The sequence below is a fragment of the Actinophytocola sp. genome (genome assembly GCF_035942955.1).
Lineage (GTDB): Bacteria > Actinomycetota > Actinomycetes > Mycobacteriales > Pseudonocardiaceae > DASYTH01.
Genome location: NZ_DASZCQ010000278.1, coordinates 1 through 22,667 on the forward strand (window position 1 = coordinate 1; position 22,667 = coordinate 22,667).

Here is a 22,667-nt window from a genome sequence, read left to right on the forward strand (position 1 = left end):
CGCCGCGCCCGGGTGCTCGGCCAGCACCGGGCCGCGCCCGAGCAGCGCCAAGCCCCGGACCGCCATCCCGAGACACGGCTCCGGCTCGCCACCGGCCAACCGGGCCTCCGCCGTCTCGATCAGCTCGGCCGCCTCGTACAGATCCACCCGCACCGCCGGACCGAGCCGGTAGGCGGTGCGCTCGCTCACGATCGCGTCCGGGTGCAGTGATCTTCGCAGCCTGCTGACCAGCGTGGCGATGCTCCGCTCCGGCCGGTGCGGCGGGCGGTCCCCCCACAGCGCCTCGACGAGGCGGTCCACGCCGACCAGGTCGGGATGAGACACGGCGAGCAACGCCAGCAGGGTGCGCGCCTGGCGCCCCGGCACGTCTGCCCCGGTGCCTGGGCCGATCAGGTGAACCCAGAGGATGGGTCGGGACGTGAGCCTCATACCGGTGCACACGGTTGTTGCCGGAAACCGGTTCTATGTCTGGCGGGTTGAACGACAACATCTGTGGAGGCGGAGAGGGCGAGGGGGTGCGACCGGGTGGTCGAGGCATTCGTCGGGCGTGATCATGAGCTCGCCGCGCTGGCCGCGCTGCGCGAGCGGGCCGTCGGCGGGCGCCGGCAACTCGTCATGGTCACCGGGGGTGCGGGCATCGGCAAGACCTGGCTGTGCGAGCGGGCCTCCGAGGCGGCCTATCGCGACGGGTTCGACGTGGCCTGGGGCCGGTGCTGGCCGCACGGCGGCGCGCCGGCGCTGTGGCCGTGGCCGGCCCTGCTGCCCACGCTGGCCGGACCGGCCGGTGCCGGGCTGCTCGCCGCCGACGCCAGCCGGGACCGGGTCGACCCCGAGCGGTTCGCCCGGTTCACCGCCGTGGCCGAGCTGCTCGCCGAGACCAGGGCGGACAAGCCCACCATGATCGTCATCGACGACGTGCACCACGCCGACGAGAGCGCCCTGCTGCTGACCCGGTTCCTGACCGGCACGCTGGACCGGCTCCCGCTGGTCGTGGTGCTCGCCCGGCGCACATCGCCAGGCGAGGACGGTCCGGCGGTGCTCGACGAGCTGCAGCGGGACGCCACCACGATCGCGCTGCGGCCGTTCGATCTGCACGACACCGCCGCGCTGCTCGCCGCCCACGGCCAGCCCAACCCCGACCGGGTCGCCGCCGAGACCCTGCTGCGGGTCACCGGCGGCGTCCCGCTCTACCTGGCGCGGGCCGTGCACACCGGCTGGACCGGGTCCGGGCCGGCCACCGTGGAGCACGCCATCGCCGGCGCGATCGACCGGCTGGCTCCGGCGCAGCGCCGGATCCTGGCGTTCGCCGCGCTGCTGGGCGTGGACGGGGCGGTCGGCGAGGTCGCCGGCCTCGCCGGGGAGCCGCCTGCGGTGGTGCTCGAGGCGCTCACCGCCGCGTCCGGCACCGGGCTTGCCGAGCTCACCCGCGCCGGGTACCGGTTCCACGACCTGGTCCGGCAGGTCGCGCTCGGGCAGCTCGGCACCGCGGAGACCCTCGACGCGCACGCGCGGGCCGCGGCCATGCTGGCCCGTTCCGGCCACGTCGAGCGGGTCGCGCACCACGCGCTGGCGGCCGCCGTCCGGTCCGATGCGGACGCGGAGATCGCGATCGCCGCCTGCCGTGCGGCGGCCGAGTCGCTGCGCCGCGGGTACGCCTACGAGCCGGCCGCCGACCTGCTCAACCGGGCGGTCGCGCTGGCCGGCCCGGCGGACGCGGAGCTGCTGGTGGAGCGGGCGGACGCGGTGCTCGACTCCGGCCGGCTGACCGATGCGCGGGCCGCGTTCGAGGCGGCGACCGAGGCCGCCGAGCGGGCCGGCGACCCGGTGCTGCTGGCCAGGGCCGTGCTCGGCCTCGGCGGCGTGTGGGTGCACCAGTACCGCAACGCCGCCGTCCGGGAGCGGGTGCTGGCCAGGCAGCGGGCCGCGCTGGAGGCGCTGCCGGATCACGAGCGCGCGCTGCGCTGCCGGCTGGCCGTGCGCCTGGCCGCGGAGGCGGTCTACGAGGGCAAGCCGGTGGACGGCGTGCTGGACGCCCTGGCCCAGACCTGGGCGCTTGGCGACCCGCGGGCGCTGGCCGATTCGCTGTCGCTGACCCATCACGCCGTGCTCGGGCCGGAGCACGCCGCGATGCGGCTGCCCCTCGCCGAGGCCCAGATCGCGGCGGCGTCCGCGGCCGGCGACGGGATCCTGGCGCTGTTCGGGCTGATGTGGCGCACGGTCGATCTCTACCTGCTCGGCGACCCCAGAGCGGACCGATCGCTGACCGAGCTGCGGCAGCGGACCGCCGCGCTGGGTGTGGCCGCCGTCGGCTACATCGTGGCCTGCATGGACGTGATGCGGTTGATCCGGGCCGGCCGGTTGGACGAGGCCGAGGCCGCGGCCGGGGAGTGCCTGCGGCTCGGCCTCGACGTCGGCGACGCCGACGCCACCGGCTACTACGGCGCCCAGCTGCTGACCATCCGGTGGCTGCAGGGCCGCGACGCCGAGCTGGCCGAGCTCGTCACCGGCACGGTGGAGTCGGCCAGCCTTGCCGTGGGGGAGTACGGCTTCCGCGCGTCGGTGGTGATGGTGCTGGCCCGCGGCGGGCGGCTGGACGAGGCACGGGCGGCCCTGGAACCGTTGCGCGCCATGGGTTTGGTGACGTTGCCGAAGTCCAGCACCTGGCTCGCGGCGATGGTGGGACTTGCCGAGGCCGCCGCGATGCTGGACGACCCCGACCTCGCGGCCGAGGTGGCCGACCTGCTGCGGCCGTACGCGGACCTGCCGGCGATGCCCTCGCTCGGGGTGAGCTGCCTCGGCTCGGTGTCCAGGGCGCTGGGCCGGGCCGCGCTCACCGCGGGAGATCCCGCGTCCGCGGTGGCGTACCTGGAGCAGGCGATCGCGATGAACGTCCGGCTCGAGCACCGGCCGGCCACCGCGGTGTGCCGGGCCGAGCTGGCCGAGGCGCTGGTCGCCCGCGGCGGGCCGGGCGATCTCGAGCGAGCACGGACCCAGCTGGCCGACGCCATCGACGAGGCGAGGGCCCTCGGCCTGTGGCCGCGGGTCGACGCGTGGAGCGTGCTGGCCAACGCGTTGACGCCGTCGGCCACGCCGGCCGTGCTGCGCAGGCGGGCGGACGGCGGCTGGACCCTGCGCGGCGGCGACGTCCCGATCGAGCTGCCCGACCTGGTCGGCGTGCGGTACCTCGGCCGGCTGCTCGAGCGGCCCGGCGAGGACCTGCCCGCGGTGGACCTGTGCGACGCGGGCGTGCTGACCGGCCGGCAGCAGCTGCTCGACCCGGCCGCCGTCGACGCTTACCGCCGGCGGGTGACCGACCTCGACACGGCCATCGACGACGCCGAGGCCGACGCCGACCTGGCAAGGGCCGAGCGGTTTCGGCTGGAGCGGGAGGCGGTGGCCGGCGAGCTCGCCAGGGCGATCGGGCTCGGCGGCCGGATGCGTGAGTTCACCTCGTCGCCGGAGCGGGCCCGCACCGCCGTCCGCAAGGCGATCAAGCGCGCGGTCGACGCCATCGCCGCCGCCGACCCGGTGCTCGGCGGCGAGCTGCGCACCGAGATCACCACCGGGTCGGTGTGCCGCTACACCCCGGGGGCGCGGCGCTGGCGCGTCGAATGGAAGGCGCCCTGACTCAGGCCGGCGTGGTGAGCGCGTTGGCGCGCAGGATCGCCACGTGCAGGTCGCGCGTGGCCGGCGCCGGGTCGGTGCCCAGCTCCGTCGCGAGCGTGCCGCGCAACCGCTGGTAGGTCATGATCGCCCGGGCCGGCTCGCCGGCGGCCGCACAGGCCCGCATGAGCATCCGGTACGCGACCTCGTCCAGCGGGTCCACGGTGATCGCGGTCTCGGCCAGCACCTGTGCCCGGGCCGGGTTGCCGGTGTGCAGCGCACCCTCGGCGGCCGCGTGCCAGGCCCGGCGCAGCAACCCGGCCTGCAGCGTGCGGGCCTCCTCGGCCCAGTCCGCGATCGGATGGTCGGCCAGCGCCGGGCCGCCACCGAGCAGGTCCAGGACGTGCTCGGCGGCCCGCAGACCCGACGCCGGCTGCCCGGCCCGCAGCCGCGCCTCCGCCTCGCCGACCTGCGCGGCGGCCTCGTAGAGATCCACCCGAGCCGTGTCGCCCAGCCGGTAGCCGGACCGGCCGCCGATGATCAACCGTCGCCCGAACCGGGCCCGCAGCCGGCTGACCAGCGTGGCCACGTTGGCTTCCGGCTGCCGCGGTGGCGCCGTCCCCCACAGCTCCTCGACGATGTGGTCCACCCCGACCACCCGACCCTGCCGGGCGCCGAGCATGGCCACCAGCGTCCGGGCCTTGCGGCTGCCCACGTTGTGCCGCTCAAGCGTCCCGGCCCGCACCACCTCCAGGATTCCGACCAGCCGAAGGTGCCAGTCAACCCCGCCCCTGTGCTCTCCCACACCTAAGTAGGCGTGCCACGGGTGTGCCACGGCCGTGCCTCGCGGAACCGTCGGTGGTCCGGCCTACGGTGTGCGCATGACCCCGGAAGATCGTTTCGAGGCCCTGGTCGGCGAGCTGACCCGCGTCGAGGGCGTCACCCCGCCGGGCTCGGGTGGCGGCTTCGGCTCCTCCGCCCTGCGCTACCAGAACAAGATCTTCGCCATGCTGGTCGCCGGGCGGCTGGTCGTGAAGCTACCGAAGTCCCGGGTGGACGCGCTGGTCGCGGCCGGCGACGGCGTCCCATTCGACGGGAACAAGGGCCGGCCGATGAAGGAGTGGCTCAGTCTCGACCCGCGGTCCGAGCTGGAGTGGTTACCCCTGGCCCGCGAGGCCATGGATTTCGTGGGCTGACTATAGGGAAAGTCAAGCGCTCCGTGCGGTGCGACCGGCGGCCGCGACGTACGGTCTGCTGGTGGACGTCGTGGTCGTGGGCGCCGGTCCGGTCGGGCTGTGGCTGGCCGCCGAGCTGAGGCTGGCCGGCGTCGAGCCCGTGGTGCTCGAGCGCCGTGGCGAGCTCACCCGGGAGTCGCGCGCGGTCGCTTTTCACGCGCGCACCGCCGAGATCTTCGCCGCACGCGGGATCGTCGACCGGTTCGTCGCGGAGGGCTTGCCGTTGCCGCGCGCGCACTTCGCGCTGCTGCCGACGCCGCTGGACTTCAGCCGCCTGCCGACCGGGTATCCGTACCAGCTGATCCTGCCGCAGGCCCGCACCGAGCACCTGCTCGCCGAGTGGGCCCGGGAGCTGGACGTGCCGATCCGGCGCGGGCACAACGTGGTGGGCGTGCGCCAGGACGAGTCGTCGGCCACGGTGGCGGTGCGCGGGCCGGACGGCGCGTACGAGCTGAGCGCCCGGTACGTGGTCGGCTGCGACGGCGGGAACAGCATCGTCCGAATCCAGGCGGGGATCGACTTTCCCGGCACCGACACCGGCGTGACCGCCGTGGTGTCCGATGCGCAGCTTCGGGATCCGCCGACCAGCTGGGGTTTCCAGGTCAACGATCGCGGCGCGCTGCTGATGGGTCCACTCGGGACGAGCGGGTTGTACCGGGTCGCCGTGCTGGACGCGGCGCGCACCATGGTGGACAAGCGGGAACCGGTCACGGTCGCGGAGCTGCGCGAGTCGATCCGCCGGATCGCCGGCACCGACTTCGGGTTGGACGCCGTGCCATGGGTGTCCCGGTTCGGCAACGCGGCGCGGCAGGCCGAGCGGTACCGCAGCGGCCGGATCCTGCTCGCCGGCGACGCCGCGCACGTCCATCCGCCGCTCGGCGGGCAAGGTCTCAACACCGGGCTGCAGGACGCGATGAACCTCGGCTGGAAGCTCGCCGCCGAGGTGCACGGCTGGGCCCCGCCCGGCCTGCTCGACACCTACCACGCCGAGCGCCATCCCGTCGGCCTTGCCGTGCTCGCCAACACCCTGGCCCAGCTGCGGTTGGTCGACGGGTCCGAAGCCGCCATGCCCCTGCGCGACCTGTTCGCCTTCTTGTTGACCATGGAGCCGGTCAACCGCTACCTCGCCGGCCAGGTCAGCGGGCTCGATTTCGCCTACCCGTCCGCCGACGGCGACCATCCCCTTGTGGGGCAACGGGTTCCCGCCCTCCCCGGCCTGCCGGAAGCCCTGCACGCCGGCCGCCCCGTCCTGCTCGACCTCGCCGACGACCCCAAGCTGCGCAACACCGTCACCTCCGGCTGGTCCGACCGGGTCGACGTCGTCTCCACCCCCGACCCCACCGCACCCGCCGCCGTCCTCGTCCGCCCCGACGGCCACATCGCCTGGGCCTCCGGCGGAACCACCCCCATCGAGCACGCCCTCACCCAATGGTTCGGCAACCCGCACCCCGAATGCCGATAGCGAGCGAAAGCGCAATTCCATCCGCCGCGCGGAGGACATTTCGCGCCGCATCCCGGGAAAGCACCGAGCTGGCCGCCGCGCGGCGTGTTCGTGGGGGCGGACCTGCCGAACTGTCCGAGCCGGGCGGGTGTGGCTAGGGTTTGCGGCCGACGGCGCCGACGATGCAGTTCTGCACCGGGTCGAGGGGCTTGATGCGGGGGCCGTCCGGCCACCAGTTGACGCACAGGACCAGGCCCGGGGCCACCAGCTCGAGGCCGGGGAACATGCTCTCGATCTCGGCCCGGGTGCGGAACACGCCGGTGCCCATGGGGCTGTGCAGGAAGACGTCCTCCAGCCGCCGGGCCAGCGGGCTGAGCTCCGGTGTCTCCGGGTCGAGGAAATGGCTGATCGCGACGTACGAGCCGGACGGGAGGGCGTCGATGTACTCGCGCATGATGTCGGCCGGGCTGCGCTCGCCGGCGTAGTGGTGAATGGTGCCGAGCTGGAACAGGGCGATGGGCTCGGTGAAGTCCAGGTGCCGCTGGACGATTTCGTTGTCGAGGACCTCGCGCGGCACGAAGATGTCGGCCGAGACGAAGTGGGTCTGGTCGTTGTCCTCGAGCAGCGCCCGCCCGTGTGCGAGCACCACGGGGTCGTTGTCCACGTAGACCACCCGGGCCTCGGGCTGGATCCGCTGCGCCACCTGGTGGGTGTTCTCCGCCGTCGGCAGGCCGGAGCCGAGGTCGAGAAACTGCTTGATCCCGCCCTGCGCGGCGATGAACCTGGTCACCCGGATCAGGAACTCCCGGTTGTCCCACGCCATCTGGCTGGCCTCGGGTGCGACCTTGCGGACCCGGCGGACCACCTCGCGGTCGATCTCGTAGTTGTCCTTGCCGTTGAGGAATGCGTCGTAGACCCGCGCGATGCTGGCCTTGGTGGTGTCGATCTGGGCCGGCGCGGTCTGGGTACTCGGCATCGAAAGGCCTCACAGAGCGTTGTCGATCACGGACGGTATGCAGCCAACGGAGCGGAATCCTAGGCCTGCAACTTGCCGTCGTAAATCGTGCGACGGAGACTTGACCGTTACGAGTGACCGGGTACGGTCTGCGACGAGCTGATTGCGCGGAGGAGGACGGAATGCGCGACGATCATCTCTCCGACGGGATCGGCCGGCCGGACCAGCGCCCGGGCGGACCCACCGCGCGCCGCATCATCCTGGGCTCGCAGCTGCGCCGCCTGCGCGAGCAGGCCAACATCACCCGGGGCGAGGCCGGCTACGCCATCCGCGGCTCCGAGTCGAAGATCAGCCGGCTCGAGCTCGGCCGGGTCGGGTTCAAGGAGCGCGACGTCGAGGACCTGCTGACCATGTACGGCGTCAGCGACCCCGACGAGCGCGCGCAGATCCTCGCCCTGGTCGCACAGTCCAACGAGCGCGGCTGGTGGCACCGCTACACCGACCTGATGCCGAACTGGTTCCACGACTACGTCGGCCTCGAGGAGTCGGCCTCCCGGCTGCAGACCTACGAGCTGCAGTTCGTGCCGGGCCTGCTGCAGACCGAGGAGTACATCCGCGCGGTCGCCAGCCACGGCCGCCCGGCGCGGGGCGGCGAGGAGATCGACCGCCGCGTGGGGCTGCGGATGCAGCGGCAGAAGCTGCTCCACCGCCCGGGGGCGCCCAGACTCTGGGCGGTGATCGACGAGTCCGTGCTGCACCGCCCGATCGGCGGCCGGCGGGTGCTGCGCGAGCAGATCCAGCACCTGCTGGAGATCACCAGGCAGCCGAACATCACGCTGCAGGTCGTGCCGTACGAGCTGAGCGGGTACTCGGCCGAGGGCGCGTTCACCGTGCTGCGGTTCGCCGAGCCCGAGCTGCCCGACGTGGTCTACATCGAGCACCTCGCCGGCGCGCTCTACCTCGACCGGCTGGACGAGATCGAGAAGTACGGTCGCGTGTTCGACCGGCTCACCGTGGACGCCGAGACACCGGACCGGACCCGCCAGTTCCTCGCCAAGCACCTGGCCGAGCTCTAACCGGAGATTGCAGGCATGCGTCCGTTCGGCTGAATGTCATGACGGCCCGTGCATCTGCATGTGCAGATTGCTACGCTCATGCACGGTCAGATGCACGTGCATATGCACTTCCGCAACTTGCCAGGTTTGGAAGGTGAGCATCATGACGAAGATCCGAAACGGCACGCCGGCAGGCCTTCTCGGCGCGGCCAGGTGGGGAAAGAGCAGCTACAGCGGCGCGGTCGGCAATTGCGTCGAGCTCGCCTGGCTGGCCGGCGGACACGTCGCCGTGCGCAACTCCCGAGATCCGAACGGTCCGGCCCTGATCCACGCGCACACCGGCATCGAGGCCCTCGTGGCCGCGGTCAAGAATTGGTGAGTCGATGATCGCCCGCACCGAAGACCAGATCCTCGCGCTGCGCCTGCGGGGCTTCCAGTTCATCAACCCCCGCGACGCGGGCGGCCAGGTGCTCGCCGTCGTCGGCGTCCGCGCCCACGGCGACGTCATCGACGTCGTTCGCCTGCACAGCGAGGACGACGCGGTCGCCTCCCGCGTGCCCAGCGACGAGAACATCCTGTCGCCGCGGCGGGTCTACTGGCAGCAGGCGGGCCCCGCCTGCGAGGTACTCGGCGAACTGCTTGCCCTGCCCGACAACGCGCTCAACATCCCGGCCGGCTCCCGAGCCTGACCCGCACTGGTCCTGACCGGTGACGGCGCCACCGCCGTCGCCGTCACCGGTCCTCCCGCACGGACGCGCACACCTCCATCCACACTCCTCCAGTTGTCCACACCCGCCCGGCATTCAAGATCAACTGCCGGTCCCCGCGGGTAGAATGGGTGCGGGGCCGGCCCCCGGTGGAGTGGTGGGGGCTGGGTAGGGGTAGGACGCGGAGATCAACTTCGGTGCCAGGATCGTTCTGTGGAAAACGCCCTGCCTCCCCGGCACCATGCCCCGGCCCTGCCGGGCAGACACAGGGCTGCGACACGGCCGGGCTACCGCAACCCGACGCACGCCTGCACCAACGCCGAACGCGCCTGTCCCAAGGCAAAACACACCCGGCCAGGGACCGCGATCCCGGGCATGTCCCGCGCTCGTATAGCCACATGACGCATTCGCGCAGGTGAGTCACACGCCCCGGCGCCACCAGGCCCGGCACCCGGCCGGCAGCGGGCTTGCCGGAGCCTACCGTGGAGCGGTGGGGGCTGGGGTAGAGGTGGGAGCGCGGGACGATCAGCCGTACCGGAGCCGCACGCAGGCCCCGATCACCAGGGTCAGCCACAGGACGGCGGCGAATGTCCAGCACAGGACACGCTGTCCGGTGTAGACGGTGGCCGCGATGCCGACCAGCGACCCGGCGGCCCCGACGAGGAACGCGGCCAACGAGAGGTTGCTCGCGGCGCGCAGCTGGCCGGGGGTCGGGGGATCGCCGAACAGCGTTGCGGAGCTGAACGCCGCCATCGTCAGCAGGTAGGGGATGGCGATGACCATCCCGACGAGGAGCAGCACCACGAGCAGCTCCAGCCAGATCGGCCTGAGCTTGCCGGCTTGCCCTTGCACGCCAACAGATTAAGGGGAACGCCGGGATCCCCGCACCGGCCGAGCGTGCCGGACCTCAACCTCCGTCGAGGAGCTTCAGCATCTGGGTGATCTGGGCCGAGCGGGAGCGGTCGATCCGGGCGGCGAGGGCTTTGGCCTGGGGGTGTTGGCCGGTGGTGGTTTCGAGCTTGGCGAGCTGGATGGCGTCGTCCTGGTGGGAGATCATCACATTGAGGAAGCGGCGGTCGAAGTCGGGGCCGGTGATGCGGCCGAGGGTGGCGATCTCGCCGGCGGTGGTGTCGGGCATGCCGCCGTGGTCCTGGTGGGCGCCGGGCGGCGCGGTGGGCGGCTGGCGCCAGTCGCGCAGCCAGGACGACATGGTGCGGACCTCGTCGGTCTGGGTGGCCTCGATGGCGGCGGCCAGCGTGCGCAGGTCGGCGCGGCTGGCGCGGTCGCGGGCCAGCCGGACGAGGGTCAGGCCCTGCTCGTGGTGCGGCACCATCATCTGCAGGAACATCACGTCGGCGGCGTTGAAGCCGCGGCCGGGCTCCACCGCCGGCGCGGCCGGCGCCGGCGGCGGGGCGGGCGAGGCGCAGCCGGCCAGCGTGAGCAGGCCGAGCACGGCACAGGCCAGGCGCTTCATCGAACGGGTCCCGGATGGAGACGACCGGGCCGCCCCGGGTCGGAGCGGAGCGGCCCGGCCGAGGCCGGGGGTCAGCCGACCGACCACAGCGCTGGGGCGTTGGGCGGTTCCCAGCCGGCGATCGCGGTGTGCGCCTGCCGGCAGGTGTAGCCGACGCCGTTGTAGGTCACCCGGGCGCCCACCTGGTACGAGGTGCCGGCCGCCCAGGTCCCGCTCGACGGCGGCGGCGTGGTCGTCGTGGTGGTCGGGGGTGGCGTGGGGCTGGTCGTCGGCGGGGGCGTGGTGCCGCCGCCGAAGTCGACGTCGGAGCAGGTGTAGAAGGCCTCGTCGCTGCCGACCACCCGCTGCCAGATCGAGTAGAGGATGTGCCGGCCGGTGCGGGCCGGGATGTTGATCGTCCAGTTGGTGAACGTCGACGGGTTCTGGTTGGTGAACGTTTGGATGTGCACCAGGTCGGACCAGCGCAGCGGCATCGTCGGGTTCCACCCGGACCGGGTGATGTAGAACTCGAAGTTGCTGTTCGAGTGCGGCGCGGTGGCGTGGTAGGTGATCGTCAGCGGGCCGGCGGAGATCCGCTTGGCCGGCCAGTCGGCCCTGGCCAGGTCGAGGCCGCGGTACTTGTCCCGGCCGGCGCTGCACAGCTTGCCGTCCGGGATGATCTCCCGGTGCCGGCCGGCGGCGGTCAGCAGGCTCACCTCGTTCCAGTCGTAGAACGGCTGCGTGCCGCCGAGTTGGATGGCCGCCCGGCAGGCCGCGTTCGTCGGGTTCTCCGGGTTCTGCTGCTTGCACACGTAGACCCGGCTCGGTGGGTCCGACATCGAGCCGTGCGCGCTCGCCGGGGGCGCGGTCGGGAGCAGGGCGACGGTGATCAGTGCGGCGGCGACCACCGCGGCGGTGGACAGCGCAAGCCAAAGTCGAACCTTCACAGGATCCTCCTTGCAGGGGCAGGGGTAAGAGGGTGATTCCTGCAAGGAAAACGTGCCTGACCTGGCCTCGGCCAGTCAATTGGTCTAGACAACAATGACGGGAACCCGCCACCCGGCCCGACAGGTGCCATGAAGGACGCCATCGGGTCGTTGAGTGCCGTGAAGGCGTCCTTCACGGCATTGACGACGGCGCCCCCCGCCAGGCGTCGGTCTCCCGATGAAGGTGCGCCTTCGTCGCCGCGGGCGCGAAGGAGGCGTCGATCGCGGCGTGGTTGAGCGCGGCGAGCACCGTGTCGTCGTACCCGAAGGTGTCCTTCACTCGGCGGTACTCCTCGGTGAGGGTGACCCCTGTGATGTTGGGAATGTCGGTGTTGAGGGTGACCTTCAGCCCGGCGGCCAGCAGCCGCGGGAACGGGTGCGTGGCGAGCGAGCCGGCCAGGCCGAGCGCGACGTTGGACGACGGGCAGACCTCCAGCGGGACGGCCCGGTCGCGGACCTCGGCGACGAGCGAGGGGTCGTCGAGGACGCGGATGCCGTGGCCAAGCCGGTCGGCGAGGCCGACGGACAGAGCCTCGCGGATGCTGGCCGGACCGGCGGTCTCGCCGGCGTGGTGAACCAGGCGCAGGCCGGCCTCGCGGGCGGCGTGAAAGACGGGAGCGAAGGGCGCCGCCGCATGGGACTCGTCACCGGCGAGGCCGAGGCCGATGACCCCGGCCGACGCGTAGCGGATGGCCAGCCGGAGGGTCTGCCAGGCGCGGTCGACGGACCGGCGGCGGGAGTGGTCGAGCAGGACGCGGCACTCGATGCCGTACCGGGACCGGCCGAGCGCCAGGCCGTCCAGGACGGCGGCCAGCGGCATCTCCTGGTCGCCGAGGCGTTCGCCGTGCGCGGCCGCGGTGAAGGTCACCTCGGCGTAGCGGGTGCCCTGGGCGGCCTCGTCGGCGCAGAGCTCGAGGGCGATCCGGGTGAAGTCCTCTGGCCGGCGCGGCGCCGAGCGGATGAGCGTGTTGTAGTCGCCGAACTCGCGGAAACCGTTGAACGCCAAGGGTGACGTCGGGTGCGGCGGCACCGGCACGCCGTTGACCTCGCCCAGCTCGCGCAGCGTGGACCAGCGGATCGTGCTCTCCAGGTGCACGTGCAGGTGGACCTTGGGCAGCCGGGTCAGGTCGCGCACGACCGTTCCAGCCACGCCGGAAAGTCGTCCAATGTGGACAGAATGGCGGCGGCGCCGGCCACGCGCAGGGCGGCGGCGTCGCACGGGCCGGTGGTGACGCCGACCCCGACGGCACCCGCGGCCAGCGCGCCGGCCATGTCGGCGGTGTGGTCGCCGACATAGACGCGGGCGCCGTGGGCGCGCAGGGCCGCGGCCTTGCCGGTCGACCACAGGTCGCCGACCAGCTCGTCGACCTGCCAGCCAAGCGCGGCCAGGTGCTTGGCCGCGTTGGGCTGGTGCTTGGCGGTGACGACGAGGGTGCGTCCGCCGAGCGCGCGCACCGCGTCCAGCGCGGCCCTGGCGCCGGGCATCGGCGCGGTGGCCGGAATCACGATCTCCGGGTAGGTCGCCCGGAAGCGGGCGACCAGCTCCGGGATCCGGGCGGGCGGCGCGCCGAAGTCACGCAGCACCAGGTGCAGGGGCGGGCCGAGGTGGTTGGCGAAGTGCTCGCCGTCCAGCGCCAGCCCGGTCTCCGCGGCCAGAGCGTTCATCGCGAGCACCATCCCGGGGCGCGGATCGATCAGCGTCATGTCCAGGTCGAACCCGACGGTGAAGGTCATCCGACGGCTCCGGCGGCGCGCAACCGGGCGATCTCGGTGGCCCCGTAGCCGAGCTCGGTCAGCACCGCGTCGGTGTGCTCGCCGAGCGCCGGCACCGCGGCCATCCGCGGCGGGTCGGCGGCGAAGACGACCGGCGGCAGCAGCGTGCGCAGCGGGCCGACGGGCGAGTCGACGTCGCGCCAGCGGTCGCGCGCGGCGAGCTGCGGATGGGCGACCACCTCGGGCACCTCGTTGAGCCGGGCGCTGGCGATCCTGGCCGCGTCCAGGCGCTTGATCAGCTCGTCGGCGCTCAGCCGGGCGGTGGCCTCGGCCACCAGCGCGTCCACCGCGGCGCGGTTCGCCGTGCGGGCGACGTTGGTGGCGTACGCGGGATCCGTGCCGAGCTCGGGCCGGCCGAGCAGGTCGGCGGCCAGCCGCCGCCACTCGCGGTCGTTCTGGATGCCGAGCAGCACCTGCGCGCCGTCCGCGGTCGGGTACCGGTCGTACGGCGCGATGGCCGCGTGGGACAGTCCCATCCGCGGGAGCTGCTCCCCGGTGTGCAGCGCGTGCTGGACCTGGTGGCCCATCCACTCGACCACGGAGTCGAACATGGTGACCGGAAGCGCCGCGCCCCCGCCGCCGCGCTCCCGGCGCAGCAGGGCGGACAGCACGCCGGTGAGGACGTACATCCCGGCGGCGATGTCGGCGACCGGGATGCCGGCCTTCACCGGGTCCTCCGGCGTGCCGGTCACCGACGCCAGCCCGGCCTCGCTCTGCACGAGCAGGTCGTAGGCGCGCTTGTCGCGGTACGGCCCCACGGCGCCGTAGCCGGACAGGTCCACGGCCACCAGCTCCGGGTGGCGCTCGATCAGAGTCGGCGCGTCCAGCCCGAGCCGGGCCGCGGCGCCCGGCGCGAGGTTCTGGACGAACACGTCGGCCGTGGCGACGAGCCGCTCGACCACCTGCCGCCCTTGCCCGGACTTCAGGTCGACGGCCACCGACTCCTTGGACCGGTTCAGCCACACGAAATGGGACGCCAGGCCGCGGACCGACCGGTCGTAACCTCGGGCGAAGTCGCCGCCGTCCGGCCGCTCCACCTTGATCACCCGGGCGCCGAGGTCGGCGAGCTGGCGGGTCGCGAACGGCGCGGACACCGCCTGCTCGACGCTCACCACGAGCATCCCGTTGAGCGGAAGCATGGTCAGCAGCGTATGTGCTGGTGTGGCGCTCCACGGTTGGAGATGACATGGCTCACCAGTACGTCCGGGCGCTCGAGGCGGCCAGCGACGAGACGACCCGCCGGTACGTCGTCCTGTCCGGCGCGCCGGAGCAGGTGATCGCGCACGGCGCGCTGTGGCGGTTCCGGCCAGACGGGTACCGGATCAACATGGTCGTGGCCCCGGGCTGGCGGCGGCGCGGGGTGGGCAGCCGGCTGCTCGCCCAGCTCGATCACGACGCCCGCGCGGCCGGCGCGATCACGTTGCAGGCCCGCGCGGGTGACGACTGGACCGAGTCGCTGACCTTCCTGCGCGCCCGCGGGTTCGTCGAGACCATGCGGATGCACCGCCTCGTGCTCGACGTCGGCGCCGCCACGCTCGAACCGTACCGGCGGATCGAGCCGCGGCTGGCGGCCACGGGCATCCTGATCACCACGCTCGAGCGTGCGGAGGTCGTGGATCCCCGGTGCTGGCAACGGTTCCGCGACCTGCACCACGCTGCGCAGGACGGCTGGGCCGACCCCGACCCCCGCCCGGAGCCCGATCCGGCCTGGACCACCGAGGAGTTCCGGCGGCGTTACCTGGACGCGGCCGCGTACCACGGGGTCGGCCCGGACGAGTGTTTCCTTGCCGTGCACGCAGATCGCTACGTCGGGTTCACCGGAGCGCTTGGCACCGCCGTGCATCCCGAGTACCGCGACCGCGGCATCGCCACGGCCCTGAAGGTGCGCGCGGTCGACCTGGCCCGCGCCCGGGACGTGGCGATGCTCGCCACGTCGAGCGGGAACCCGGCCATGCTGCGGGTCAACGAGCGGCTCGGGTTCCGCCGCACCTCCACCGAGGTCCGGCTCGTCAAGCGGCTTACCTGACGACCTCCAGCTGCCCCATCATTCCCGCGGTCGCGTGGTCGATCAGATGGCAGTGGAACACGTACCGTCCCGTGTAGCCGGTGAACCGCGACGCGATGCGCACGGTCTGGCCGGGGCCCACGGTGACGGTGTCCTTCCAGCCGCGCTCGCCGGGCGGCGGCGGGGCGCCGTTGCGGTCCAGCACGCGGAACTGGACCAGGTGCACGTGGAAGTTGTGCGCGAAGCCGACCGGGTCGGTGTTGCGCACGGTCCACACCTCGAGCTGGTTCTGCCGGACCGTGAAGTCCACCCGGTCGGGGTCGAACGTCTTGCCGTTCAAGGTGAAGTGGCGCTGGGCGGGGTCGAAGGCCACGGTGACGTCCCGGTGGACCGCGTTGCGCAGCCCGAGCGGGGGCAGGTCGGGTAGCTCGCGGTCGGTGGGGATCCGGCTGTGGTCCGACGCCCTGCGGGTGACCTCGAACCGCAGCAGGTTCACGGCCGCGTCGCTCTCGCCGAACTGGTTGCGCAGCACGACCTTGGCGCCGATCGGCAGGCGGGAGAAGTCCACGATGACCTCGGCGCGCTCGGCCGGCCACAGCTCGACCACCGGGGTGGTCACGGTCGCCGGCAGCAGGCCGCCGTCCGAGGCGATCTGGACGAGGTTGGCGCCGTTGGACAGCGCGAACTTGAACGCGCGGTCGTTGGCGGCGTTGAGCAGGCGCAGCCGGTACTTTCGCGCGGCCACGCGGAAGAAGGGCTGGGGCACGCCGTTGACCAGGACGATGTTGCGGCCGCCCGGGTCGGGGGCCTGGTAGACGACCCGAGCCCGCTCGTCGAGGTGGATGTCGCGAAACATCAACGGAATGTCGTACTTCCCGCTTGGCAGGCCGTGCTCGTACAGGTCGCGGATGAGATAGAACCCGGCGAGGCCGCGGAAGACGCTCTCCGCCTCGCCGTGGTGAGCGTGATCGTGGTACCAGAGCGTGGCGGCGAGCTGGGTGTTCGGATAGCGGTAGTCCTTCGAGTGTCCGGTGTGGATCAGGTCGGTCGGGTGGCCGTCGCTGTCCGGTGCGACGTGTGCGCCGTGCAGGTGCACCGACGTGTGGACAGGCAGCGCGTTGGTCTGGTGGATCACGACCTGGCGGCCGCGCACGGCCCGGATCGTCGGCCCGGGGAACGCGCCGTTGTAGGTGTACAACCGGGTGGTGGTGCCCGGCAGGATCTCGACGTCGGCCTCCCGCTGGGTCACGTGGTAGAAGTCGGTGTGCAGGGTGCGCCGGTAGGGGTGGAGCACCGGTGGGATACGCAGCGGCACGGTGAACGCCGCGATGCCATGCGGCTGGCCGGTGGCGGCGGCCACCAGCCGCTGCGCGGGTAACAGGAGTGTGGCGCCGGTCAGGGCGCCCAACTTGAACAGGTCCCGTCGTTTCACGTCCGGATCCTTTCGGTCTCGTCCCGGAAGCCGAAGATCACCACGAGGGCGAGCGCAGCGATGAAGGCGTAGCGCGCCACCTCGACGCCGCCGAGCAGAACCTCGCGCGGCGCAAGGCGGTCCCCGTAGCCGAACCGGGCGGCCAGCATGGCGGCGGCGCCCGCGGCGGTCGCGATCAGCGTGGCGAACAGCAGTTGGGCCGCGAGCCGTGCGCGCACCCGGCGAACCAGCCGGAGCCCGATCGCCAGCGCGATCGCCAGCAGGTGTGCGGCGAGGAAGGCGCCGCCGAGGAAGTGCGGAACCGGTTCGTCGCTGACCGAGCTCGGCGCGAGGCCGGCCGCCTCATGGTGCGTCCCGGGTCCGGGCAGGCTGGCCAGCCCCACCGGAAGCCGCTGCCCGTCCCGCACCAGCGACGGCGGCGCGAGCGTCCGCACGATCCAACCGGCCACCAGCGACAGCCCCACGACCAGGACGATCTCGGGCAGCGGCGTGCGCGGCCGGACAACCACGGTCGCAGCACGATGTCGCACCCCACAAGGTTGATCCGATCAGGTGACACGGCACTTGAGTCTGGCTTGGCGCCGTCGCCAGGGTCCGATCCACATGGGTCCAACGCCGCCACTCCGCTCTCGTCGGGGTGGCGGCGCTGGTGCCTGTGGATTCCTACCAGGTAACGGGAATCTCGGTGAAGCTCTCCATGAAACCGCCGACGCCGCGGGGCAGCTCCCCGCCCGGCACCGCGAGCCGGAGGTCGGGGAAGCGGCGCAGCAGACCCTCGGTGGCGACCTGGATCTCCATCCGGGCCAGCTCGGCTCCGGCGCAGTGGTGCGGCCCGGCGCCGAACGTCAGGTGCGGATTGTCCGGCCGGGCGAGGTCGATCGTGAACGGGTCCGCGAACACCGTCTCGTCCATGTTGGCCGACTCCTGCGACAGCAGCACGCTCGATCCGCGCGGGAGCACGGTGCCGTCCTCGAGCGCGACGTCAGCAAGCGCGTAGCGCAGGGTGCCGATGGACGACGCCATGATCTGGCACCGGAGCAGCTCCTCGACCGCGGTCGGGAGCAACGACCAGTCCGACTGGATCTCCTTGACCAGGTGGCGGTGGTGCAGCAGCATCGCGGTCCCGGTGCCGATCTGGCTGGCCGTGGTGACGTAGCCGGCGATCAGCAGCCCCTGGATCCAGTAGCCCAGCTCCAGCCCGGTGATCCGATAACCGTCCTCATCGGACACCGCGATCAGGGCGCTGGTCAGGTCGTCGCTCGGGCTGTCCCATTTGGACGCAATCAGCTCGTCGAGGTACTGCCACAGCCCGCGGCGGGCGTCCGCCACCTGGTCCGGGCGCGGCCTGGTGATCGACAGGAAACCGTTGACCAGCCGGTGGAACGCGGGCATGTCCGCGGCCGGCACCCCGAGCAGCGCGCCCATGACCCGGATCGGCAGCGGAAAGGCGAACGCCTCGTTGAGGTCGGCGGACTTCGCCCCGCACGCCATCCGGTCCATCAGGTCGTCGGCGATCCGCCACACGGTGGGCCGCAAAGCCCGCACCCGGGACACGGTGAGCACCCGGTCGACGAGGCCGCGCATCCTGGTGTGGTGTGGCGCGTCCGGGTCGACGCGCGGGTCGGCGAACGCGTCGTTGTCCTCGGTGATCCGGGCGGCGTCCGGCCGGGCGATGTTGCGGGACAGCCGGCGATCGGTGAACAGCGCGCGGACGTCGGCGTACCTGGTCACCAGCAGCGCGGTGTCGCCGCCGGGCAGCCGAACGACAACCGTGGCGCGGTCCCGCAGATCCCGCAGCGCGTCCGGGATCTCCAGCGGCGGGGACCACGGCAACGGGTACCGCGCAACGGTTTCCCGGCGTCGGTCCACCGTGGACGTTCCAGCAGAGTTCTTGGTCACCGAAATCCCTTGTGTATTCAGTGGGGTTTCTGAAATTCACTCTAACCGGCACGGATTGAGGACCGGTCGAACACGCCGGCCTCGAGGATCGGTTGAGACACTCGCCGCGAAACCCACGAGCCGACTTCGACTTTGGTTCGACACGCGCACGGATAGCCTTGGCCGGTGCGGGCTACACCGAAGGAGATCGACGCGTTGCTGGCGGCGGATCGGGCAAGGGTGATCCACCCCCATCTCCCCGACGGCGTCACCGACCGGATCATCATCGCCGAGGGGTCGGGTTGCCGGGTGCGCGACATCAGCGGTCGCGAGTACCTCGACGCCACCGGCGGGCTCATGCTCGCGCACATCGGACACGGGCGGCGGGAGATGGTCGAGGCCGCCGCCAAGCAGATGTCCACATTGGAGTACTACAGCAGTTTCCAGGAGTACACCAACGAACCGTCGATCAGGCTGGCGAGCCGGCTCATCGACCTTGCGCCCCGACCGATGGAGCGCGTGTACTTCACCAGCGGGGGTGCGGAGGGAGTCGAGGCCGCGCTGCGCATGGCCCGGCATTACCACCACCGCCGCGGTGAGCCGGAGCGGACCTGGATCCTGTCCCGCAACTTCGGATACCACGGCATGGGCTACGGTGGCGCCACGGCGACCGGGATCCCGGTGTTCCACGAGGGATTCGGCCCCATGGTGCCCCACGTCCGGTACCTGACCCCGCCGATGCCGTTCCATCCGGAGCTGTACGGCGGCGAGGATCCCACCGAGTTCTGCCTTCAGGAGCTGCGCCGGACGATCGCCGAGCTTGGCGCCGACCGGATCGCCGCCATGATCGGTGAGCCGATCATGGGCGTGGCCGGCGTGGTGGAGCCGCCGCGCGACTACTGGCCCCGGGTCCGCGAGCTGCTGGCGGACAACGGGATTCTGCTCATCCTCGACGAGGTGATCACCGCGTTCGGCCGGACCGGGGAGTGGTTCGCCGCACGGCGGCTGAACGTCGAGCCGGACCTCATCGTCACCGCCAAGGGGCTGACCTCCGGCTACTTCCCGATGGGTGCGGTGCTGGTGGCCGGCCACGTGGCCGATGTCCTGACCCGCGAGGGGTTCCTCGGCGGCTACACCTACAGCGGCCACGCCACCGGGTGTGCCGTGGCGCTGGCGAACCTCGCCATCATCGAGCGGGAAGGGCTGCTCGCGGCGGCCGTCGAGATGGGCGCCCGGCTGGGGGATGCGCTGCGCGAGCTGGAGGATCTGCCCGGCGTCGGTCAGGTGCGGCAGGTCGGGATGATGCTCGCCATCGAGCTCGTCGAGGACAAGACCACAAGGGCGCCGGCGCCGGTCGACTGGGTGCCGCCCGCCGTCCGGGAGCAGAGCGGCGTCCTCGTGCGCAACGGCCTGAACACCGTGCTCATCAGCCCACCGCTGACGCTGAGCCCCGCTGACGCGGACGAGATCGCGGAGGCGCTGGCCAAGGCCTTGCGCTCGGGGCGCCCCTGCTAAGCCGCTTTCGCGCCGGCCGTCCGCGGCGCTCGACCACCTGGTGACCAGGGCGCGCTCAGGCGCCGGTCAGGCCGGGTGAAAAGGGACGTCGACCAGATTTCAGTGTGCGCTCGATCGATCCTCGAGCCACAGCCAAGAGCCTGACACGGTAGCGCTCGACCGGCTGGGTGGGCCGACAGTCCAGCACCTTGAGGAGAGGCATGACTTCCCGACTGTTCACTTCTGAGTCGGTGACCGAGGGTCATCCGGACAAGATCTGCGACGCGATCAGCGACTCGATCCTCGACGCGCTGCTTGCCCAGGACCCGCGCTCCCGGGTGGCGGTGGAGACCCTGATCACGACCGGGCAGGTGCACGTCGCGGGTGAGGTCACCACCGCGGCGTACGCCGACATCCCGACGATCGTCCGGGAGCGGATCCTCGACATCGGCTACGACTCGTCGGCCAAGGGCTTCGATGGCGCCTCGTGCGGGGTGAACGTGGCGATCGGCGCCCAGTCGCCGGACATCGCGCAGGGCGTGGACACCGCGTACGAGTCGCGAGTGGAGAGTGCCGAGGACGAGATCGACCGGCAGGGCGCGGGCGACCAGGGCCTGATGTTCGGCTATGCCTGCACCGACACCCCCGAGCTGATGCCGCTGCCGATCGCGCTGGCCCACCGGCTCTCCCGGCGCCTCACGGCCGTCCGCAAGAACGGCGTGGTGCCGTACCTGCGGCCGGACGGCAAGACCCAGGTGACCATCGAGTACGCCGGCGACCAGGCCGTGCGGCTGGACACCGTCGTGGTCTCCAGCCAGCACGCCGACGGCATCGACCTCGAGCGGATGCTGGCGGTGGACATCCGCGAGCACGTGGTGGAGCCCGAGCTCGCCGAGCTCGAGCTGGACACCTCGACGGTGCGGCTGTTGGTCAACCCCACCGGCCGGTTCGTCATCGGCGGCCCCATGGGTGACGCCGGCCTGACCGGTCGCAAGATCATCGTGGACACCTACGGCGGCATGGCCCGGCACGGCGGCGGCGCCTTCTCCGGCAAGGATCCGTCCAAAGTGGACCGCAGTGCGGCGTACGCGATGCGCTGGGTCGCCAAGAACACCGTCGCCGCCGGCCTCGCCTCCCGCGTCGAGGTCCAGGTCGCCTACGCTATCGGCAAGGCCGCCCCGGTCGGCCTGTTCGTCGAGACGTTCGGCACCGAGACGATCGACCCGACCAAGATCCAGCAGGCGATCACCCAGGTGTTCGACCTGCGCCCCGCCGCGATCATCCGCGATCTCGACCTGCTGCGCCCCATCTACGCGCCGACCGCCGCGTACGGCCACTTCGGCCGCTCCGACGTCGACCTGCCGTGGGAGCGGACCGACCGCGCCGACGCTCTCCGGGAGATCGTCGACTGAGACCACGAGCGGAGGAGGCACCGTGCGCATCGCGGTAACCGGATCGATTGCGACCGACCATCTGATGGTGTTTCCCGGCAGCTTCGCCAACCAGTTCCTGGCGGGCTCGCTGGACAAGGTGTCGCTGTCGTTCCTCGTCGACCGGCTGGACATCCGCCGCGGCGGGGTCGCGGCGAACATCGCGCTCGGCCTCGGCCGGCTCGGCGGCCACCCGCTGCTGGTCGGCGCGGTCGGCACGGACTTCGACTCGTACCGGGACTTCCTCGAGGCGCACGGCGTGAACACCCGCTGGGTGCACGTCTCCACGACCAAGCACACCGCCCGCTTCCTGTGCACCACGGACGACTACCAGAACCAGATCGCCTCGTTCTATCCCGGCGCGATGACCGAGGCGCGGCGGATCGCGCTGCGGCCGATCGCCGAGGGCGCCGGCGGGCTGGACCTGGTGCTGATCTCGCCCAACGATCCGGAGGCGATGCTGCGGCACACCGACGAGTGCCGCGAGCACGGCTACCCGTTCGCCGCGGACCCGTCGCAGCAGCTCGCCACGCTCGGCCGCGCCGAGATCCGCTCTCTTGTGGACGGTGCGATGTACTTGTTCACCAACGAGTACGAAAGCGAGCTGCTACTCACTACGGCACGCTGGACCCGTGAGCAGGTGCTCGACCGGGTCGGCACCTGGATCACCACGCTCGGCGAGAACGGCGTGCGGATCGAGTCGGCGGGCGCCGCGCCGGCCACCGTGGGCGTCGTGCCGGACCGCGGCGTGGTCGATCCCACCGGCGTCGGCGACGGGTTCCGGGCGGGCTTCCTGTCCGGGTTGGCCGCCGGCCTGTCCCAGGTCCGCTCCGCCCAGGTCGGCTGCACCGTGGCCACCCTGGTGCTGGAGGCGCGCGGGCCGCAGGAGTACGAGCTGGACCCGGACACCTTCCAGAAGCGGGTGGACGAGGCGTACGGGCTGCAGGCGGCACGCGAGGTCGAGCCGATCGTGCAGTCGATCCGCCAGGCCAACGAGGACCACCACGTGCGGGGGTATGACTAAGGTGTCCGACTTTCTTTCCGCGCTGAGCCAACGAGTCCTGGTCGCCGACGGCGCGATGGGCACGATGCTGCAGGCGGCGGACCTTTCGCTGGACGACTTCGCCGGGCTCGAGGGCTGCAACGAGATTCTCAACGTCACCCGGCCGGACGTGGTGCGCGCGGTGCACCGCGGGTACTTCGAGGCGGGCTCGGATGCC

General features: G+C 72.1%; 23 protein-coding genes. 11 read left to right on the forward strand and 12 right to left on the reverse strand.

Annotated elements, in window-relative coordinates; translation table 11 throughout:
• Positions 1-366: AfsR/SARP family transcriptional regulator (locus VGX25_RS28140; protein WP_326920939.1), on the reverse strand; the 366-nt coding region annotated here is incomplete at its 3' end.
• 159 nt (positions 367-525) lie between these two features.
• Here VGX25_RS28140 and VGX25_RS28145 point away from each other — a divergent pair.
• Positions 526-3,627, forward strand: coding sequence for an AAA family ATPase (locus tag VGX25_RS28145; RefSeq protein ID WP_326920940.1), 3,102 nt, complete (start codon positions 526-528; stop codon positions 3,625-3,627).
• Between the two features lies 1 nt (position 3,628).
• Here the strand turns inward: VGX25_RS28145 and VGX25_RS28150 are convergent, their stop codons facing one another.
• Positions 3,629-4,408 carry an AfsR/SARP family transcriptional regulator gene (locus VGX25_RS28150; protein WP_326920941.1) on the reverse strand — a complete coding sequence of 260 codons (780 nt, stop codon included), beginning with the start codon at positions 4,406-4,408 and terminating at the stop codon, positions 3,629-3,631.
• 76 nt (positions 4,409-4,484) lie between these two features.
• Between VGX25_RS28150 and VGX25_RS28155 the strand changes: the two genes are divergently transcribed.
• Together VGX25_RS28155 and VGX25_RS28160 are read left to right on the forward strand one after the other, a co-directional pair.
• Positions 4,485-4,799, forward strand: a complete 315-nt coding sequence (locus VGX25_RS28155; protein WP_326920942.1) for a hypothetical protein — start codon at positions 4,485-4,487, stop codon at positions 4,797-4,799.
• 61 nt (positions 4,800-4,860) lie between these two features.
• Complete coding sequence (locus VGX25_RS28160; RefSeq protein WP_326920943.1) at positions 4,861-6,300, forward strand: FAD-dependent monooxygenase; 1,440 nt, start codon at positions 4,861-4,863, stop codon at positions 6,298-6,300.
• Between the two features lie 133 nt (positions 6,301-6,433).
• Here the strand turns inward: VGX25_RS28160 and VGX25_RS28165 are convergent, their stop codons facing one another.
• Positions 6,434-7,255 (reverse strand): SAM-dependent methyltransferase, encoded by an 822-nt coding sequence (locus tag VGX25_RS28165; RefSeq protein ID WP_326920944.1) that lies wholly within the window; start codon positions 7,253-7,255, stop codon positions 6,434-6,436.
• A 161-nt stretch (positions 7,256-7,416) separates the two neighbouring features.
• Between VGX25_RS28165 and VGX25_RS28170 the strand changes: the two genes are divergently transcribed.
• The 3 genes from VGX25_RS28170 to VGX25_RS28180 all read left to right on the forward strand — a co-directional run bounded on the left by VGX25_RS28170 (position 7,417) and on the right by VGX25_RS28180 (position 8,978).
• Positions 7,417-8,310: a helix-turn-helix transcriptional regulator gene (locus VGX25_RS28170; RefSeq protein WP_326920945.1), complete on the forward strand. Its 894-nt coding sequence runs from the start codon at positions 7,417-7,419 to the stop codon at positions 8,308-8,310.
• Between the two features lie 139 nt (positions 8,311-8,449).
• Entirely contained in the window at positions 8,450-8,668 is a 219-nt protein-coding gene (locus VGX25_RS28175) for a DUF397 domain-containing protein (protein WP_414636004.1), read from the forward strand.
• Positions 8,669-8,672: 4 nt separating this feature from the next.
• Positions 8,673-8,978: a hypothetical protein gene (locus VGX25_RS28180; protein ID WP_326920947.1), complete on the forward strand. Its 306-nt coding sequence runs from the start codon at positions 8,673-8,675 to the stop codon at positions 8,976-8,978.
• Positions 8,979-9,521: 543 nt separating this feature from the next.
• Here the strand turns inward: VGX25_RS28180 and VGX25_RS28185 are convergent.
• The 6 genes from VGX25_RS28185 to VGX25_RS28210 form a co-directional block, all read right to left on the reverse strand.
• Positions 9,522-9,848, reverse strand: coding sequence for a hypothetical protein (locus VGX25_RS28185; protein WP_326920948.1), 327 nt, complete (start codon positions 9,846-9,848; stop codon positions 9,522-9,524).
• Between the two features lie 55 nt (positions 9,849-9,903).
• On the reverse strand, positions 9,904-10,470 hold the full coding sequence (locus VGX25_RS28190; RefSeq protein ID WP_326920949.1) for a DUF305 domain-containing protein: 567 nt from the start codon (positions 10,468-10,470) through the stop codon (positions 9,904-9,906).
• A 71-nt stretch (positions 10,471-10,541) separates the two neighbouring features.
• Positions 10,542-11,396, reverse strand: a complete 855-nt coding sequence (locus tag VGX25_RS28195) for a lytic polysaccharide monooxygenase (protein ID WP_326920950.1) — start codon at positions 11,394-11,396, stop codon at positions 10,542-10,544.
• Between the two features lie 172 nt (positions 11,397-11,568).
• Positions 11,569-12,570 (reverse strand): adenosine deaminase, encoded by a 1,002-nt coding sequence (add, locus tag VGX25_RS28200; RefSeq protein WP_326920959.1) that lies wholly within the window; start codon positions 12,568-12,570, stop codon positions 11,569-11,571.
• On the reverse strand, positions 12,558-13,169 hold the full coding sequence (locus VGX25_RS28205; RefSeq protein ID WP_326920951.1) for an HAD family hydrolase: 612 nt from the start codon (positions 13,167-13,169) through the stop codon (positions 12,558-12,560). Before VGX25_RS28205 ends, add begins: the two co-directional genes overlap by 13 nt.
• Positions 13,166-14,347: a CaiB/BaiF CoA transferase family protein gene (locus tag VGX25_RS28210; protein ID WP_414636003.1), complete on the reverse strand. Its 1,182-nt coding sequence runs from the start codon at positions 14,345-14,347 to the stop codon at positions 13,166-13,168. The genes VGX25_RS28205 and VGX25_RS28210 overlap by 4 nt, the downstream gene beginning before the upstream one ends.
• A 20-nt stretch (positions 14,348-14,367) precedes the next feature.
• On the opposite strand from VGX25_RS28210, the gene VGX25_RS28215 reads away from it, so the two are divergent.
• The gene (locus VGX25_RS28215; protein WP_326920961.1) at positions 14,368-15,234 is read left to right on the forward strand and encodes a GNAT family N-acetyltransferase; all 867 of its coding nucleotides are present in this window, start codon (positions 14,368-14,370) and stop codon (positions 15,232-15,234) included.
• Here the strand turns inward: VGX25_RS28215 and VGX25_RS28220 are convergent.
• From VGX25_RS28220 to VGX25_RS28230, 3 genes are all read right to left on the reverse strand, one after another.
• Positions 15,227-16,645, reverse strand: coding sequence for a multicopper oxidase family protein (locus VGX25_RS28220; RefSeq protein WP_326920952.1), 1,419 nt, complete (start codon positions 16,643-16,645; stop codon positions 15,227-15,229). The two genes, VGX25_RS28215 and VGX25_RS28220, sit on opposite strands and share 8 nt — an antisense overlap.
• The gene (locus VGX25_RS28225) at positions 16,642-17,175 is read right to left on the reverse strand and encodes a hypothetical protein (protein WP_326920953.1); all 534 of its coding nucleotides are present in this window, start codon (positions 17,173-17,175) and stop codon (positions 16,642-16,644) included. Before VGX25_RS28225 ends, VGX25_RS28220 begins: the two co-directional genes overlap by 4 nt.
• 133 nt (positions 17,176-17,308) lie before the next feature.
• Entirely contained in the window at positions 17,309-18,544 is a 1,236-nt protein-coding gene (locus tag VGX25_RS28230; protein WP_326920954.1) for a cytochrome P450, read from the reverse strand.
• A 165-nt stretch (positions 18,545-18,709) separates the two neighbouring features.
• Between VGX25_RS28230 and VGX25_RS28235 the strand changes: the two genes are divergently transcribed.
• The 4 genes from VGX25_RS28235 to VGX25_RS28250 form a co-directional block, all read left to right on the forward strand.
• Positions 18,710-20,038 carry an aspartate aminotransferase family protein gene (locus VGX25_RS28235; RefSeq protein WP_326920955.1) on the forward strand — a complete coding sequence of 443 codons (1,329 nt, stop codon included), beginning with the start codon at positions 18,710-18,712 and terminating at the stop codon, positions 20,036-20,038.
• Positions 20,039-20,238: 200 nt separating this feature from the next.
• Entirely contained in the window at positions 20,239-21,429 is a 1,191-nt protein-coding gene (metK, locus tag VGX25_RS28240; protein WP_326920956.1) for a methionine adenosyltransferase, read from the forward strand.
• Positions 21,430-21,451: 22 nt separating this feature from the next.
• Complete coding sequence (locus tag VGX25_RS28245) at positions 21,452-22,471, forward strand: carbohydrate kinase family protein (protein ID WP_326920957.1); 1,020 nt, start codon at positions 21,452-21,454, stop codon at positions 22,469-22,471.
• The coding region (locus VGX25_RS28250) for a homocysteine S-methyltransferase family protein (RefSeq protein WP_326920958.1) at positions 22,464-22,667 on the forward strand (204 nt) is incomplete at its 3' end. The genes VGX25_RS28245 and VGX25_RS28250, both read left to right, overlap by 8 nt.

Coding starts and splice junctions, on each gene's coding strand:
- VGX25_RS28205 (WP_326920951.1), bottom strand. CDS start 13,169: ATGACCTTCACCGTCGGGTTCGACCTGGACATGACGCTGATCGATCCG.
- VGX25_RS28210 (WP_414636003.1), bottom strand. CDS start 14,347: ATGCTTCCGCTCAACGGGATGCTCGTGGTGAGCGTCGAGCAGGCGGTG.
- VGX25_RS28165 (WP_326920944.1), bottom strand. CDS start 7,255: ATGCCGAGTACCCAGACCGCGCCGGCCCAGATCGACACCACCAAGGCC.
- VGX25_RS28155 (WP_326920942.1), top strand. CDS start 4,485: ATGACCCCGGAAGATCGTTTCGAGGCCCTGGTCGGCGAGCTGACCCGC.
- VGX25_RS28170 (WP_326920945.1), top strand. CDS start 7,417: ATGCGCGACGATCATCTCTCCGACGGGATCGGCCGGCCGGACCAGCGC.
- VGX25_RS28190 (WP_326920949.1), bottom strand. CDS start 10,470: ATGAAGCGCCTGGCCTGTGCCGTGCTCGGCCTGCTCACGCTGGCCGGC.
- VGX25_RS28180 (WP_326920947.1), top strand. CDS start 8,673: ATGATCGCCCGCACCGAAGACCAGATCCTCGCGCTGCGCCTGCGGGGC.
- metK (WP_326920956.1), top strand. CDS start 20,239: ATGACTTCCCGACTGTTCACTTCTGAGTCGGTGACCGAGGGTCATCCG.